Genomic DNA, 13391 nt, shown 5'->3' on the forward strand with positions numbered 1-13391 from the left:
GTGAATTTCGCCAGGAACGGGCGTTAGGCCCGGGGCTCTTTCATAAAATCTCCATTGCAAGAGGCATCATGCCCTCGTGCATGGGCCATTTAAGCAGCGGTCTGCAAACTGTCAAGGCCATGAACAGCAGGCATACTCTATGCCTGCCTCACCCCAGCTCGATATCCAGCGTCACCGGGAAATGGTCCGAGGCATCCAGCAGCGCCTGTCGCATCTCTGCGTCGGCGTAGCATTCGCCGTCCTCAAACGGGTGCCAGATGCGCCATTGGGGGCGCAGGCCCATCAGGCTTTGCGAGATCATCACATAGTCCAAGAGCGCCCGGGTGAAGCGCTTGGTCTCGGCATTGTAGAACCGCGAGGTGCTGGGCGGGATGTCCGGGCGCGGCTGCAGCAGGCATTGCGCGTGAGGGTCGTGCAGCAGATCGCCCATCACGATCTCCACCGAGGACTGGCCGAACAGTTGCTCGTACTGGTCGAGACCGGGGCCGTCGTTGAGGTCTCCCAGAACCATCACATGCTCACCTGCGGCGGCGTGCTCCTTAACCCGGCGGTGCAGCCAGATCGCCTGCGCCAGCTGCTTGCGGCGGTTGGCGATGGCGGCGGCAGTGATAGCCTCCGGCGTTCTGGCCCCATGCGGCGCCTTGGATTTCAGGTGGGCGCCGATCAGCCGCAAGACAGTTCTGCCCTTGGTAGTCACCGCCAGTTCCAGCGGCGGTTTGGAGAACGCCACCTGGTCCAGCCGCTCATCCACGTCGAGGTCGATCTCGAACACCCCGTCAAACCGCGGTGCGGCGGGGCTGGAGCGCGCATCATGCACCGCGTCCAGCACATCCGGATCATAAAGCAGCGCGATTTCCTGATGGGTGTCATTCGGAAAGCCGCTGACCGCCTCGCGCGCCCTGAGGCCTGCCTCAGCGGCGAAGTTTTCCAGGGCGCGGGTGGTGCGCTGGCTGCGGCCGGTGTTGGGCGCCTCGACCACCATGATGGCATCGGCGTCGATGCGCTGCAGCACATGGGCGATGGCGCGGCCTTGGGTGTAGCGGTCGACGCCATGCACGCCCGAGGGCTTGGCGTCCAGCATCAGCTTGTCGTCCTTATCGAACAGATAGGCGAACCATTCGATGTTATACGTGGCCAGCCGCATTGCCGCCGCATCCGCTGATTTCATCCCAGGCGCGGTTGATGTCGATCATCCGCTTTTCCGCCAGCCGCACCGCCTCCTCCGGCACGCCGCGGGCGATCATCGCATCCGGGTGGGTGTCGCGCACCAGCTGGCGCCAATGTTTGCGGATCTCCTCGCGGGTCATGTCGGGGGAGACGCCCAGCACGGTATAGGGATCCTTGGGCGCATCCGGCACAAAGCGCGCGCGCAGGGCCTGGAACTGCTGCGGGGTCTGGCCGAAAATGCGGCTCACCTCCTCCAGGAACTCATTTTCGCCGGGGTGGTAGAAACCATCCGCCATGGCGATGTGAAACAGCCCCTCCATCAAGTCACACAGCGTGGTGGGGTCGTTGCCGAACATCCGCTGGATGCGGCGGGCGTATTCCTGGTAACCGGCCACATCGGTGCGCGCCATGTTGAAGACACGTGCGGCGCCCGCCTCGTCATCCCGTGCGATCTGGAACACCTCGCGGAAGGCGGTGACCTCATCGCGGGTGACCTGGCCGTCGGCCTTGGCCATCTTGGCGCCAAGCGCGATGACGGCAATGGCAAAGGCCACGGTGCGTTCAGGCGGCGCGCGCAGCTTGTCAAAGACGTCGGTGAGGCTTTCACCTGCGGCAAGCGCAGCCAGCGCGTCGGATATGCGGGTCCAGAGTGACATGGGGCGAGCCTATCCGGCTTTGGCGGCACTGTCAGGGGCGGGAATACCCGGTGTCAGGATTTTCTGCATGAAAACAGTGTCGAGCCAGAGGTTGTTCTTGCAGCCAAGCTCCGGCATCCGGGCGGTTTCCACGTAGCCCAATGCGGCGTGAAAGGCGATGGCAGCAGGGTTGGCGCTGCTGACGCTGGCGATCAGGACGTGGATCTGCGCTTCCTTGGCCTTATTCTCCAGCGCTTGCATGAGGCGGCGGCCGGCACCCCTGCCTTGCGCCGCGGGCAGCAGGTGGATGGTGTGCTCAGCCGTGAAGCGGTAGCCGGGGCCGGAGCGGAACGGGAAGAAATGCGCGTGGCCGAGGATTTCCCCGTCCTGTTCCGCCACCAGATAGGCGCCGTTGCTCGCCGTGATCTGCTCCCTCACCTGTTCCGGGGTCTTTTCAAGGGTGTTGAAGGTGGCCAGCGTGTCGCGGATCACCCAGTTGGCGATGGCGCAGACCGCCCCGGCATCAGCCTCGGTTGCGGGACGGATGATCATCTGAGCACCCTCGGCCCGTGCGGCGTGTCAAATTCCGCCATCATTGCCGGCGCGCCCTGTTCGACCTTCAGGCGCGGGTCGTTGAGGATGCGGTCAAGCGCGGTCTGTAAATCAGAGGCCTCCGGGTGGCTGAGGATCAGGCGGGTCAGGCGGCAGTTCGATTGCGGCAATTTTGCTGCAGGCGGTTCCGCCTGCCATTGCAGGACCGCCGGGAACAGGTTGTCATAGGGCAGCAGCCCGTCCGCGGGCACCGTCATCAGCCAGCGCAAGTCCCCGCGCTGCATCTGTACATGCCGCTGCGCATGGGGCGGCAGCAGGGGTTTCTCCGCTTCCAGATCTTCGCTGCGCAGGATCCAGTTATTGAGCCGCGCGGGGCCTGCAAATTGGTCGAGGTTGAACCAGCGCGGCAGCTCCTGCGGCTGGGCCTCGGGGTCGATGGCAATGGCTTCGAGGTACAGCCCGTCCGCCAGCCCGATCAGCCGGTTATGGGTGCCATAGCGGGCATGCTGGCCGCCGGGGCCGAAGGTGATGCCGAGCGCGTCTTCGGTATGGGCAACGGCCTCTTCCAGCGTTGCGCCGGCCACTGCCAGGTGATCGAGTATCATGTCTGCCCTCCCCTTTTGCGCGTGAGACTAGCCGGGTTGCGGCGGGGTGCAAGGCGGGACCTGGGGGAATGCCGCGGTTTGGTATGCTATCCGGCCACTGCCAGTTCCTGCCCCAGCCATTGAAGATAGTCGCGGATCACAGCCTCATCCCGCTGGCAGTATGACCATTTCTGGTGTTTGCGAACGGTGATGAACCCCGCCTGCCGCAGAATATCCAAATGCCGGCTTGCCGTGGGCTGCGACACTTCCAAGGCCTCAGCAATCAGCGTCATGCAAACCCCGAACTCCACCGGGTCAGCGGACCATTGGCTGCCGAAGTGCTTGCCCGGCTCCGCAAGCAGGCGCAGAACCTCCATTCTGGTGCTGCTTGCCAGCGCCTTGATTTGTGTTGACCTGTCCATGCATCCATTCATATCGTCATTTAGCTAATTTACAATGTGAGAATCGCCATGCTGCAATTGAATCAAACGAGCGAAATTGAGGGGAACACCATCCGCTGGGGCAAGGAAGGCACCGGGCCGGCGCTTGTTGCCCTGCATGGCACCCCGTTTTCCTCGCAGGTCTGGCGCAGGATCGTGCCGCATCTGAAACACTGCTGGACGGTCTATTTCTTTGACATGGCCGGTTACGGGCAATCTGAAATGCGGGGGGGACAGGATGTATCGCTAGGCGTGCAAAACCGGATACTCGCGGCGCTGTTCAAGGAGTGGGGGCTGGAGCGGCCGCATGTGCTGGCCCATGATTTCGGCGGAGCAACTGCGCTGCGGGGGTATTTCCTGAACGGGCTGCGCTATGCCTCGCTGACGATTTTCGACGCGGTGGCGCTGCAGACCTGGGGCTCTCCCCTTGTGCAGCATGTGAAGAAACACGAGGCTGCCTTTGCCGGGATGCCGGACTATATGCATCAGGCCCTTCTGCGCGCCTATCTGCAAACAGCGGCCCATCAGACGCTCAGCGAAGAGGCGCTGGACATCTATGCGTCGCCCTGGACGGGAGAGACCGGTCAGGCGGCCTTTTACCGGCAGATTGCGCAGATGGATCAGGCGTTTACTGACGAGATCGAGCCGCAGTACCGGTTGCTGGACTGCCCGGTCAAGGTGCTGTGGGGGGAGGAGGATCAATGGATCCCGATTGCCAAGGGGCATGAGCTGGCCGGTTTGATCGCCGGCACGCCGTGCCAGCCGGTTCCTCGCGCCGGGCACCTGCTTCAAGAAGACTGCCCGGAGGCCATTGTGGCGGCGATGCTTGGGCAGGCTGGTACCGGCTAACGCCCTGCGGACTGTTCCGGCCCGCCCTTCACATCCAAACCGCCAGCGCCCAGATCCCGGCAATCACCGTCGGGTAAAACGTCCCGGCAAAACCTAGCCCCCGCAAAGGCGGCGACAGGTGGTAGCCACCCCAGAACAACAGCCGCATGACGGCGAAGGAAAGGCCAAGGGCGATGGCCACCGCCCCGCCCAGGGTGACAGCGGCAAAGGGCCAGATGGCCAGTGCCAGCACCAGCTGCTCGATGCTGTTGGTCAGCACGCGCTGGTCGATCTCGGCCGGGGAGCCGGGGGCGAAGGGCTCTCCGTCGATGATGGCGTCATCGAAGAACCGCCGCTGCGCCAGGCGGCCGATGATCAGCACCAGCACCAGCCCCGGCGCGAGGAAGGCGCCGGGCAATGCGATGGGGGCCGGGATATAGGGCAGGCCCAGCCATTGCGGCAGGCCAACAACCAGCAGGCCCCAGAGGGCGCCGAGGGCCATGCCGATAAGGATCCGGGGGCGTTTGCTGCGCTGCATGGCGCCACTCAATCACCGCCGCTACGGTTTGCCAAGGCATGGCGTATCAGACCCGGCGGAAAGCTGCGGCAAGCGGCACCATGTTTCTAAAGCAACGGGCACTCCCGCCCGGCGCTTGACTGAGCCAAAGGCCCATCCGCGCCGGTTGGGCGCGGCATCGCGCCTGTGCGCGATGCAGGCAGCCCACCCCATCGGGGCGGGCTGCCGGACCCAAAGCCGCCAAGGGGGCGGCCCGGAGGGCGGGCACCTGCGGGTACGGGAGGACCTCCCCTGCCCCGCAGATGCGGCCTGCGTGTCAGGCGCGCGCTTCGCGGATCAGGCGCAGGATGTCCTGGGCGGCCTCGGGGATGTTGGTGCCGGGGCCGAAGATCGCCTTGACGCCCTTCGAGTACAGGAACTCGTAGTCCTGCTGCGGAATGACACCGCCGCAGATGACGATGATGTCGCCCGCGCCTTCGGCCTTCAGCGCCTCGACCAGCTGCGGCGCCAGCGTCTTGTGGCCCGCCGCCTGGGACGAGATGCCGATCACGTGGACGTCGTTGTCGATGGCGTCCTGGGCGGCCTCTTCCGGGGTCTGGAACAGCGGGCCCACGTCGACGTCAAAGCCAATATCGGCAAAGGCGGTGGCGATCACCTTGGCGCCGCGGTCGTGGCCGTCCTGGCCCATTTTCACCACCAGAAGGCGCGGACGGCGGCCTTCTTCCTCGGCGAAGTCCTCGATTGATTTCTGGATCGCGGCAAAGCCCTCGTCGCCCTCGTAAGCGGCGCCATAGACGCCGGCCAGGGTTTTGACTTCCGCGCGGTGGCGGCCGAATTCCTTTTCCATTGCCATGGAGATCTCTCCGACTGAGGCCCGCGCGCGGGCGGCTTCGACTGCGGCTTCCAGAAGGTTGCCCTCGCCTGATGCGGCGCGGCGGGTCAGTTCATCGAGGGCAGCCTGGCAGGCGGCCTCGTCACGGGTGTCGCGCATCTTTTGCAGGCGGGCGATCTGGGCGTCGCGCACCGCGTGGTTGTCCACGTCGAGGATGTCGATCGGGTCTTCCTTGTCCTTGCGGTACTTGTTGACGCCAACCACAACCTCGTCGCCGCGGTCGATCATCGCCTGGCGGCGGGCGGCCGATTCCTCGATGCGCAGCTTGGGCATGCCGCTTTCGACGGCCTTGGTCATGCCGCCCATTTCCTCGACCTCTTCCATCAGCGCCCAGGCCTTGTCGACCAGTTCCGCCGTGAGGCTTTCGATGTAGTAGGAGCCGGCCAACGGGTCGACCACATTGGTGACGCCGGTTTCCTCCTGCAGCACCAGCTGGGTGTTGCGGGCGATGCGGGCGGAGAAATCGGTGGGCAGCGCGATGGCCTCATCCAGCGCGTTGGTGTGCAGCGACTGGGTGCCGCCAAGTACGGCAGACATCGCCTCATACGCCGTGCGGATCACGTTGTTGTAGGGATCCTGTTCTTGCAGCGACACGCCCGAGGTCTGGCAGTGGGTGCGCAGCATCTTGGAGCGTTCGGACTTAGCGCCGAACTCAGTCATCACCCGGTGCCACAGGGTGCGGGCGGCGCGCAGCTTGGCGATTTCCATGAAGAAGTTCATGCCGATCGCAAAGAAGAACGACAGGCGGCCTGCGAATTTGTCCACATCCATGCCCGCGTCCAGCGCCGCGCGCACGTATTCGCGGCCGTCGGCGATGGTATAGGCCAGCTCCTGCACCAGGTTCGCGCCGGCCTCCTGCATGTGGTAGCCGGAGATCGAGATGGAGTTGAACTTGGGCATCTCGTTCGAGGTGTACTCAATAATGTCCGAGATGATCCGCATCGAGGGTTTTGGCGGATAGATATATGTGTTGCGGACCATGAACTCCTTGAGGATGTCGTTCTGGATGGTGCCCGCCAGCAGGCTCTTGTCGTGGCCCTGCTCCTCACCCGCGACGATAAACGACGCCAGCACCGGGATCACCGCGCCGTTCATGGTCATCGAGACCGAGACCTTGTCGAGCGGGATGCCGTCGAACAGGATCTTCATGTCCTCGACTGAGTCGATGGCCACGCCGGCCTTGCCGACATCGCCGACCACACGCGGGTGGTCGCTGTCATAGCCGCGGTGGGTGGCGAGGTCGAAGGCGACCGAGACGCCCTGCTGGCCTGCGGCCAGGTTGCGGCGGTAGAAGGCGTTGGATTCTTCGGCGGTGGAGAAGCCCGCGTACTGGCGGATGGTCCAGGGGCGGCCTGCGTACATGGTGGCCTTCACCCCGCGGGTGAAGGGGCCGAAACCGGGAAGCGTGCCCATGTGGGGCAGATCCCTGGTATCGTCTTCGGTATAGAGCGGCTTGACCTCGATGCCTTCCAGCGTCTGCCAGTTGAGGTCGTCAACAGCCCGTCCGCGCAGCTCTTTCTCAGCCAGAGCCCGCCATTCGTCTTTGTTTGTCATCAGGTCTTCCTCTTGTCAGTGCGATACGGGGCGGGTTCGTGCCCGCCGCCTGTTTTTCCGGGTCCTGTGCCAGTGATGCGAGGCCGTCCGCCCCGCCCGCCAGCCACATGATGTCGTCGGCGTAAGCCTCGCGCAGATATGCGGTCTGCGCGTCGTCGAAGGGGCGCCAGCGGCCTGCGCCATCAGGCAGGCCGGCCGCCACCCGGGACGGCAGGCTGGCGCGCAGGTCCTGCAGGCAGAGCGAGGCATTGAGGCGCACCCGCGCGTGGGTGCGCGGCGCCTCGATGCCGGTGAGCGCTTGCAGTGCGGCCTCAGGCCGGGTGCCGAAGGTTTCAAACGGCAGCACATGCAGGTTTACATCCGGCATCGCGGCAGCAATGTCTGTGATCACGTCGCGCCAGCTGCGCGGCGACTGCGCCAGCCGGTCCAGCGTGGCCGCGGAGGGCAGCTTGTGGCCGCGGGCCACTGCGTAGGCCAGCGCCGAAGTCCAGTAGCTGTCGAGGCTGCGGATCGAGAGCGCCACATCGGTGACTGCGCCGCCGAATGCCTGGGAGAAGCGTGCCATGCGTTCGCCCACACCGCCGTAGAGATCGCCGAGCCGCAGGTTCTGGCGTACCGAGCCGATCATGTTTTCCTCGCTCACCAGCAGCTGGCGGGTGCCCCGATCACTGCTGTCTGCCATCTGGATTTTCAGACGGCCCTGGGCGCGCTGCACCAGGTTGCGGCCGGACACCGGCGCGGGCCCCGGCTGGATGCCATGGAACAGCCCGTTGCGGGTGCGGTACGGCCCCCAGAAACCGATACCCTGTTTTTCGAGGGCTTGCGCATTGTGGCGCATGTATTCCTGGAACGAGGTGGTTGCGCAGCGGTGCGCGCCGGTGTGCAGGATCACTTTCATAGCGTTACGGGGCCTCTGATGGAGGGCCGCAGGCCGCAGCCCGGTCAAGGGGAATGCCACGATCATGGCCGGCAACCCCTCATTATCCCGTTAACGTTTATGTTTTTTCGCCAAGCTGCGGATTTCACAGTCGCATTTGCCGCCGGCACACATATATTCAACACAACAGGAGAGATTATGAGAGCAATCCTTAGCGTTGTTATGGCAGGGTTCCTGCCGCTGGCGGCTGCGGCGGCGGATGGCAGTGCGCCTGAATTGATACAGCCCGGGTATGATGTGGAGCTGGAGGAATTCCAGTGGACGCACCGCCCGGTGGTGGTGTTTGCCGACAGCCCCGAGGACCCGCGGTTCCATGAGCAGATGGAGCGGCTGATGGAGGGCATCGAGGCGCTGAAGACGCGCGATGTGGTGGTGCTGACCGATACCGATCCGGCTGCCAAGTCGGCCCTGCGCAAGAAGCTGCGGCCGCGCGGGTTCATGCTGGTGCTGGTGGGCAAGGACGGCGGCGTCAAGCTGAGGAAGCCGCATCCCTGGACGGTGCGCGAGCTGTCCCGCACCATCGACAAGTTCCCGGAACGCCTGCGCGAAGTGGAAGAGCGGCGCGGCGGGTGAGCCCGCTGGGCGGTTTCGTTCAGCCGTTGCCGCGGACGTAGATCAGCGCCATCGCCTGTTTGTCCAGCACCACCATCGCGCCGGTTTCCGGCACGAAGACCAGGCTGGAGCCCGGGTTGCGGATCGCCTGGTAATAGACGGATTTGACCAGATCGGTCATGCAGCTGACCCCTGCCAGCCCCGAATTCAGCACCCCCAGCCCCTGCGGCAGGTCGCGGGACATGATGTCCTCTGTCACCGCATTGGGGGATTTGCCCGAGACCGCAAACATCACCGGCTTGCCGGCCTCCAGCATCTTCATGCCGGTGTTGAGGGACCGCGCACGGTCCACCAGCGAGGTGATGCGCGGATTTTCCGCGGTGTGAAACACCGCTGCGGTGCAGCTCATCGAGCTTTGGAAAAAGAACGTCTCCCCCAGCTCCACCCAGGTCGACAGCTGGGCGCGCAGCGCCTCCTCCTTGTCCAGCGCGCAGGCGGACAGGACGGCCAGAACGGTCAAAAGACAGGTCAGGAGACGGGTCATGCGGCACCTTGGAGTGGTCAAACGCCCGCAGTGTCGCAGAAAAAACTGAAGATTTGGTGCATGGCACCGTATTTTGCGGGGCAGGCACGGCTGCGGGGGCGGGAAAACCCGCCTGCCCGCGTGCATATGTGCCTGCCCCAAAGTGCATTATTCGAATTCCATGATCACATCATCAACCGCCAGGCTATCGCCAGCGGATGCGTTGATCTTGGACACCACCCCCTTACGCTCGGCGCGCAGGATGTTTTCCATCTTCATGGCTTCGACAGTGCAGAGCGCCTGGCCCTCCTGGACCTCCTGCCCCACTTCGACGTCGACCTTCACGATCAGGCCGGGCATCGGGCACAGCAGCATCTTGGAGGTATCGGGTGCGACCTTCTCCGGCATCAGTTCTGCCAATTCGGCCTGACGGGGCGTGCGCACCTTGACGGCCAGGTCAGCGCCGCGGGAACGGACGCGGAAGCCCTGGGTCACCTTGCCGGTCTTCAGAACCAGGGTTTCGCCGTTCACCTGCAGGGTGGCCAGCTGGTCGCCCGGGGTCCAGTCAGAGGTCACACGGTAGCTGCCGCCGCCCTCAAAATTGACGGTGGCACCGTCGCGGTCGGCGTCGATCACCACGTTGAAGGACTGGCCCTGCAGGCTGACGACCCAGTCGGTGCCGACCTTGCGCTCGTGGTTGTCCATCCGGCCCGACACGCGGGTGCGGCGGATTTCGGCAACCCGGTGCATGGCGGCGCAGGCGGCAGCGATCTTGCGCAGGTCGTCGCTGTGCAGCTCCACGCCCTCAAAGCCGTCGGGATACTGTTCCTCGATGAAAGCGGTGGTCATGGAGCCGTCGATGAAGATCGGGTGGTCCATCACCGCGCTGAGGAACGGCAGGTTGTGGCCGATGCCCTCCACCTCGAAGCTGTCGAGCGCGGTGCGCATCGCGCCGATGGCCTCCTCGCGGGTCGGCGCCCAGGTGCAGAGCTTGGCGATCATCGGGTCGTAGTACATCGAGATCTCGCCGCCCTCATAGACGCCGGTGTCGTTGCGCACGGCGGTCTCGCCAGCAGGCGCATCACCCTGCCATTTTCCGTTGACCAGCATCGGGCCAGCCGCGGTTTCCGCCGGCGGGCGGTAGCGGGTCAGGCGGCCGATGGAGGGCAGGAAGCCGCGGTAGGGATCCTCGGCATAAAGACGGTTTTCAATCGCCCAGCCGGTGAGTTTCACATCTTCCTGACGCATCGGCAGTTCGGCCCCGTCAGCGACGCGGATCATCTGCTCCACCAGGTCGACGCCGGTGATCAGCTCAGTCACCGGATGTTCCACCTGCAGGCGGGTGTTCATTTCCAGGAAGTAGAAGTTCTTGTCGCCGTCGACGATGAATTCCACGGTGCCGGCAGAGGAGTAACCAACGGCTTTGGCCAGTGCCACGGCCTGCTCGCCCATCGCCTTGCGGGTTTCCTCATCAAGGAAGGGCGACGGGGCTTCTTCCACCACTTTCTGGTTGCGGCGCTGGATCGAGCATTCGCGCTCCCCCAGGTAGATGCCGTTGCCGTGGGTGTCGCAGAGCACCTGAATCTCGATGTGGCGCGGCTGGGTGACGAATTTCTCGATGAAAATCCGGTCGTCGCCGAAGGAGTTTGCGGCCTCGTTCTTGGAGGACTGGAAGCCTTCGCGGGCCTCTTCGTCATTCCAGGCGATCCGCATGCCCTTGCCGCCGCCGCCCGCGGAGGCCTTGATCATCACCGGGTAGCCGATCTCATTCGAAATCTTCACCGCCTCGTCGGCATCGGCAATCAGGCCCATGTAGCCGGGCACGGTGGACACGCCGGCCTCCTGGGCGATTTTCTTGGAGGTGATCTTGTCGCCCATCGCCTCGATCGCGCCTTTCGGGGGGCCGACAAAGGCAACGCCTTCGGCCTCGAGCGCCTCGGCGAACTTGGAGTTCTCGGAGAGGAAGCCATAGCCCGGATGCACCGCCTGCGCGCCGGTTGCGCGGATTGCCTCCATCACCTTGTCGATGACGATATAGGACTGGTTGGCCGGCGGCGGGCCGATGTGGACGGCCTCGTCGGCCATTTGCACATGCAGGGCCTGCTTGTCGGCGTCGGAGTAGATGGCAACGGTCTTGATACCCATCTTGCGCGCGGTTTTGATCACACGGCAGGCGATCTCGCCCCGGTTGGCGATCAGGATCTTATCAAACATAGGCAGTCCCTTGTTCCTTGGTATTCCGGAATGCAAAACGCCGCGCCCGGGGAGAGCCCGGACGCGGCGTTTGCGCGATGTCATAAGCAGCCCGCGAGGGGCGGCTGTTCAGTGCTTCGGCAGCACCCTCAGCATTTGCGGGGGTTTTGCTCGCAGTAAACGAGGTTTGCGGCCACGCCGACGGCTGCGCCGGTGACCAGGTTGGCATCCAGCACTGCAGCGCCAAGCGCGCCGGCGCCGCCGCCGTAGATGATCCGTTCGCCGGTGGTGTCGCCACAGGCCGCCACAAGGCCGCAGAGCGACAGCGCCGCGATGAGAGATTTTGCCCGCATGTCCATGTTCCTTCTTCCTGGGACGTCAGTGTCCCTGCGGAATTTGCAGGCTGGCAAGCCGGGCGCAACGCTGCTCGGATCCGGGGTGTCTGATGGGCGGAGGCTTGCCGCACCGGGGGGGAGATGCGGCAAGCTTCCGCCAATGCCTGAAGGGGATAAAAGACGGGCAGGCCGCGGATGGGGGCGCGTACCTGCCCGTTCAGGCGAAGGGGCCGGAACAGATGCTCGGCACAGCAGCGTGGCTGCGCTGCTTGACCCACGATGCACCGGGCGGCAGCAGCTGTAAGCCCCTGAAATTCAACACCCCCGAATTTGGCAGATTCCTGCTGAACTGGAAGGGCCGTGTGCAAATTCACGCCGAAATTGCGGCGCCCCGGACGCCGGGACAGGCTGCGCGCAAGGGACCGCGCCGCCAAGCCCGAGATATGCGTCCGGGTGCGCGCCATCAGTCGAACGCCTCCGGGAAGGACGCGCGCGCAACCGCCTCGTTGATAACCAGCAGCGCCTCATAGCTTGCGGGATCAAAGGGATCTTCGGCCGGCACGACCTCGCGGCCGAACAGCCAGCTGAGACGGCCTGCATCGAGGTTGCCGCGCTCAAACGGCTGGTCGCCGAAATGCTCCCACAGGGACTGCATGAACATCAGGTCGACGCGTTTGTCGACGTTCTTGCGGTCGCGGAAGCGCTCGCGCCGGGTCAGCGGCGTCACCCCTTTGGGGTTGGGGCGGCGGATGGTGAATTGGAAATCTGTGCCGGGCATACGGCCCGGGAACCCGCGGTGTTTCAGCATTTGGGTGCCTCCGGTCCGGCACCCCACGGGGCGGCGGGGGCCGGCCGCAGGGCCGGACCCCTGTAGTGTTTAGTTGTACTTGCCGGTGAAAACCGGTTCTTCGGTGACCGGCTCAACAACGACGAATTCTTCTTCCTGCTGGGCGCAGGCGGTGACGGCGGCCAGCAGGCCTGCCAGGGCGAAAAGCTTGATGCTCTTGGACATTTCTGTCTCCTGATAAAATGTGTGAAACCTGCGGCGGCTGTGCCGTCCGCGTGCCTCAACCTCAATGCGAAGGCAGCCTTATGACTGCCCGCGGCGAGGATAACCGGGTTTGCGGCCAAGTCACATGCAAATCGCGGCAATTGACAGGGCTGTGGCTGCAATGCCGCAAGATTCCGCCGATCCTGCCCAAGGCCCGCAAGATATTGTGGAACCATCAGAAAGCCTCCCACATGCAGGCCGCACCGTCGGGGCGGTAGGCTTCGAAGAACTGGGTCGCGTCCGGGTCCTGGGCGCCAAAGGGCACCATCCGGTCCGACAGCGAGATCACCACCCGCGCCGCGCTCAGGCCATGTTCGGCCAGATAGGGCAGCGCGATGCTGCCGCAAAGGTGGTCCATGTCGGGGGCGGCGGCCTCATAGCTGACTGTTCCGCTTTCACGGGCGATCTGCGGTGCCAGGAAGCGGAACCGCGCCCAGGTGTCACCGGGCTGGCCCGGGGCATCATCCAGAAGCACTTCTGCCAGCGTCACAGGCTGTCCCGAGGGGACAGGCACGGCATCTGCCGCAGCGGCGGTGACCGCATAGAGAGCAAAGGGGATTGCCGCCAGATATCCGCAGCCCCGGCCCCCGGTCACCCGGGCTCCTCCGGCCGGAGCTGCAGGCGCTGCGCA

The 13391-nt window shown here is 64.6% G+C and carries 16 protein-coding genes; 2 read left to right on the plus strand and 14 right to left on the minus strand.

What is annotated here, in order from left to right:
- Nucleotides 1–148 precede the first annotated feature (148 nt).
- From GC1_RS04810 to GC1_RS04830, 5 genes are all read right to left on the minus strand, one after another.
- Nucleotides 149–1144 carry an endonuclease/exonuclease/phosphatase family protein gene (locus tag GC1_RS04810; RefSeq protein ID WP_029204760.1) on the minus strand — a complete coding sequence of 332 codons (996 nt, stop codon included), beginning with the start codon at nucleotides 1142–1144 and terminating at the stop codon, nucleotides 149–151.
- Entirely contained in the window at nucleotides 1125–1823 is a 699-nt protein-coding gene (locus tag GC1_RS04815; RefSeq protein ID WP_019295676.1) for a molecular chaperone DjiA, read from the minus strand. Before GC1_RS04815 ends, GC1_RS04810 begins: the two co-directional genes overlap by 20 nt.
- Before the next feature lie 9 nt (nucleotides 1824–1832).
- Entirely contained in the window at nucleotides 1833–2354 is a 522-nt protein-coding gene (locus GC1_RS04820) for a GNAT family N-acetyltransferase (protein ID WP_019295677.1), read from the minus strand.
- Nucleotides 2351–2959 carry a VOC family protein gene (locus GC1_RS04825; protein ID WP_019295678.1) on the minus strand — a complete coding sequence of 203 codons (609 nt, stop codon included), beginning with the start codon at nucleotides 2957–2959 and terminating at the stop codon, nucleotides 2351–2353. Before GC1_RS04825 ends, GC1_RS04820 begins: the two co-directional genes overlap by 4 nt.
- Nucleotides 2960–3045: 86 nt before the next feature.
- Nucleotides 3046–3360, minus strand: coding sequence for an ArsR/SmtB family transcription factor (locus GC1_RS04830; protein ID WP_029204761.1), 315 nt, complete (start codon nucleotides 3358–3360; stop codon nucleotides 3046–3048).
- A 48-nt stretch (nucleotides 3361–3408) separates the two neighbouring features.
- Here GC1_RS04830 and GC1_RS04835 point away from each other — a divergent pair, with 48 nt between their 5' ends.
- The gene (locus tag GC1_RS04835; protein WP_019295680.1) at nucleotides 3409–4227 is read left to right on the plus strand and encodes an alpha/beta fold hydrolase; all 819 of its coding nucleotides are present in this window, start codon (nucleotides 3409–3411) and stop codon (nucleotides 4225–4227) included.
- Between the two features lie 28 nt (nucleotides 4228–4255).
- On the opposite strand, the gene GC1_RS04840 is transcribed toward GC1_RS04835, so the two are convergent.
- The 3 genes from GC1_RS04840 to GC1_RS04850 form a co-directional block, all read right to left on the minus strand.
- The gene (locus GC1_RS04840) at nucleotides 4256–4744 is read right to left on the minus strand and encodes an MAPEG family protein (protein ID WP_019295681.1); all 489 of its coding nucleotides are present in this window, start codon (nucleotides 4742–4744) and stop codon (nucleotides 4256–4258) included.
- Between the two features lie 295 nt (nucleotides 4745–5039).
- Complete coding sequence (gene scpA / locus GC1_RS04845) at nucleotides 5040–7169, minus strand: methylmalonyl-CoA mutase (protein WP_019295682.1); 2130 nt, start codon at nucleotides 7167–7169, stop codon at nucleotides 5040–5042.
- On the minus strand, nucleotides 7135–8067 hold the full coding sequence (locus tag GC1_RS04850) for a hypothetical protein (protein WP_019295683.1): 933 nt from the start codon (nucleotides 8065–8067) through the stop codon (nucleotides 7135–7137). Before GC1_RS04850 ends, scpA begins: the two co-directional genes overlap by 35 nt.
- Nucleotides 8068–8244: 177 nt before the next feature.
- On the opposite strand from GC1_RS04850, the gene GC1_RS04855 reads away from it, so the two are divergent.
- Nucleotides 8245–8679, plus strand: coding sequence for a DUF4174 domain-containing protein (locus GC1_RS04855; protein WP_029204762.1), 435 nt, complete (start codon nucleotides 8245–8247; stop codon nucleotides 8677–8679).
- Between the two features lie 19 nt (nucleotides 8680–8698).
- Here GC1_RS04855 and GC1_RS04860 read toward each other — a convergent pair whose 3' ends face one another.
- The 6 genes from GC1_RS04860 to GC1_RS04880 form a co-directional block, all read right to left on the minus strand.
- Nucleotides 8699–9202 carry a hypothetical protein gene (locus tag GC1_RS04860; protein ID WP_019295685.1) on the minus strand — a complete coding sequence of 168 codons (504 nt, stop codon included), beginning with the start codon at nucleotides 9200–9202 and terminating at the stop codon, nucleotides 8699–8701.
- Nucleotides 9203–9349: 147 nt separating this feature from the next.
- Nucleotides 9350–11395, minus strand: a complete 2046-nt coding sequence (locus GC1_RS04865; RefSeq protein WP_019295686.1) for an acetyl-CoA carboxylase biotin carboxylase subunit — start codon at nucleotides 11393–11395, stop codon at nucleotides 9350–9352.
- 128 nt (nucleotides 11396–11523) lie between these two features.
- On the minus strand, nucleotides 11524–11727 hold the full coding sequence (locus GC1_RS04870; protein ID WP_029204763.1) for a hypothetical protein: 204 nt from the start codon (nucleotides 11725–11727) through the stop codon (nucleotides 11524–11526).
- 445 nt (nucleotides 11728–12172) lie between these two features.
- Nucleotides 12173–12517, minus strand: coding sequence for a hypothetical protein (locus GC1_RS04875; RefSeq protein ID WP_019295688.1), 345 nt, complete (start codon nucleotides 12515–12517; stop codon nucleotides 12173–12175).
- Between the two features lie 69 nt (nucleotides 12518–12586).
- The gene (locus GC1_RS22945; RefSeq protein ID WP_019295689.1) at nucleotides 12587–12721 is read right to left on the minus strand and encodes a hypothetical protein; all 135 of its coding nucleotides are present in this window, start codon (nucleotides 12719–12721) and stop codon (nucleotides 12587–12589) included.
- A gap of 214 nt (nucleotides 12722–12935) precedes the next feature.
- Complete coding sequence (locus tag GC1_RS04880) at nucleotides 12936–13355, minus strand: DUF6497 family protein (protein ID WP_337589009.1); 420 nt, start codon at nucleotides 13353–13355, stop codon at nucleotides 12936–12938.
- Nucleotides 13356–13391: the final 36 nt, after the last annotated feature.

The sequence above is a fragment of the Leisingera sp. ANG1 genome (genome assembly GCF_000203975.2).
Lineage (GTDB): Bacteria > Pseudomonadota > Alphaproteobacteria > Rhodobacterales > Rhodobacteraceae > Leisingera.

Bases quoted from the DNA above. Each gene is read 5' to 3' on its own strand.
- GC1_RS04820 (WP_019295677.1), bottom strand. From the start codon at position 2,354: ATGATCATCCGTCCCGCAACCGAGGCTGATGCCGGGGCGGTCTGCGCC.
- GC1_RS04840 (WP_019295681.1), bottom strand. From the start codon at position 4,744: ATGCAGCGCAGCAAACGCCCCCGGATCCTTATCGGCATGGCCCTCGGC.
- scpA (WP_019295682.1), bottom strand. From the start codon at position 7,169: ATGACAAACAAAGACGAATGGCGGGCTCTGGCTGAGAAAGAGCTGCGC.
- GC1_RS04830 (WP_029204761.1), bottom strand. From the start codon at position 3,360: ATGGACAGGTCAACACAAATCAAGGCGCTGGCAAGCAGCACCAGAATG.
- GC1_RS04860 (WP_019295685.1), bottom strand. From the start codon at position 9,202: ATGACCCGTCTCCTGACCTGTCTTTTGACCGTTCTGGCCGTCCTGTCC.
- GC1_RS22945 (WP_019295689.1), bottom strand. From the start codon at position 12,721: ATGTCCAAGAGCATCAAGCTTTTCGCCCTGGCAGGCCTGCTGGCCGCC.
- GC1_RS04835 (WP_019295680.1), top strand. From the start codon at position 3,409: ATGCTGCAATTGAATCAAACGAGCGAAATTGAGGGGAACACCATCCGC.
- GC1_RS04855 (WP_029204762.1), top strand. From the start codon at position 8,245: ATGAGAGCAATCCTTAGCGTTGTTATGGCAGGGTTCCTGCCGCTGGCG.
- GC1_RS04825 (WP_019295678.1), bottom strand. From the start codon at position 2,959: ATGATACTCGATCACCTGGCAGTGGCCGGCGCAACGCTGGAAGAGGCC.
- GC1_RS04815 (WP_019295676.1), bottom strand. From the start codon at position 1,823: ATGTCACTCTGGACCCGCATATCCGACGCGCTGGCTGCGCTTGCCGCA.
- GC1_RS04875 (WP_019295688.1), bottom strand. From the start codon at position 12,517: ATGCTGAAACACCGCGGGTTCCCGGGCCGTATGCCCGGCACAGATTTC.
- GC1_RS04810 (WP_029204760.1), bottom strand. From the start codon at position 1,144: ATGCGGCTGGCCACGTATAACATCGAATGGTTCGCCTATCTGTTCGAT.
- GC1_RS04850 (WP_019295683.1), bottom strand. From the start codon at position 8,067: ATGAAAGTGATCCTGCACACCGGCGCGCACCGCTGCGCAACCACCTCG.
- GC1_RS04870 (WP_029204763.1), bottom strand. From the start codon at position 11,727: ATGCGGGCAAAATCTCTCATCGCGGCGCTGTCGCTCTGCGGCCTTGTG.
- GC1_RS04865 (WP_019295686.1), bottom strand. From the start codon at position 11,395: ATGTTTGATAAGATCCTGATCGCCAACCGGGGCGAGATCGCCTGCCGT.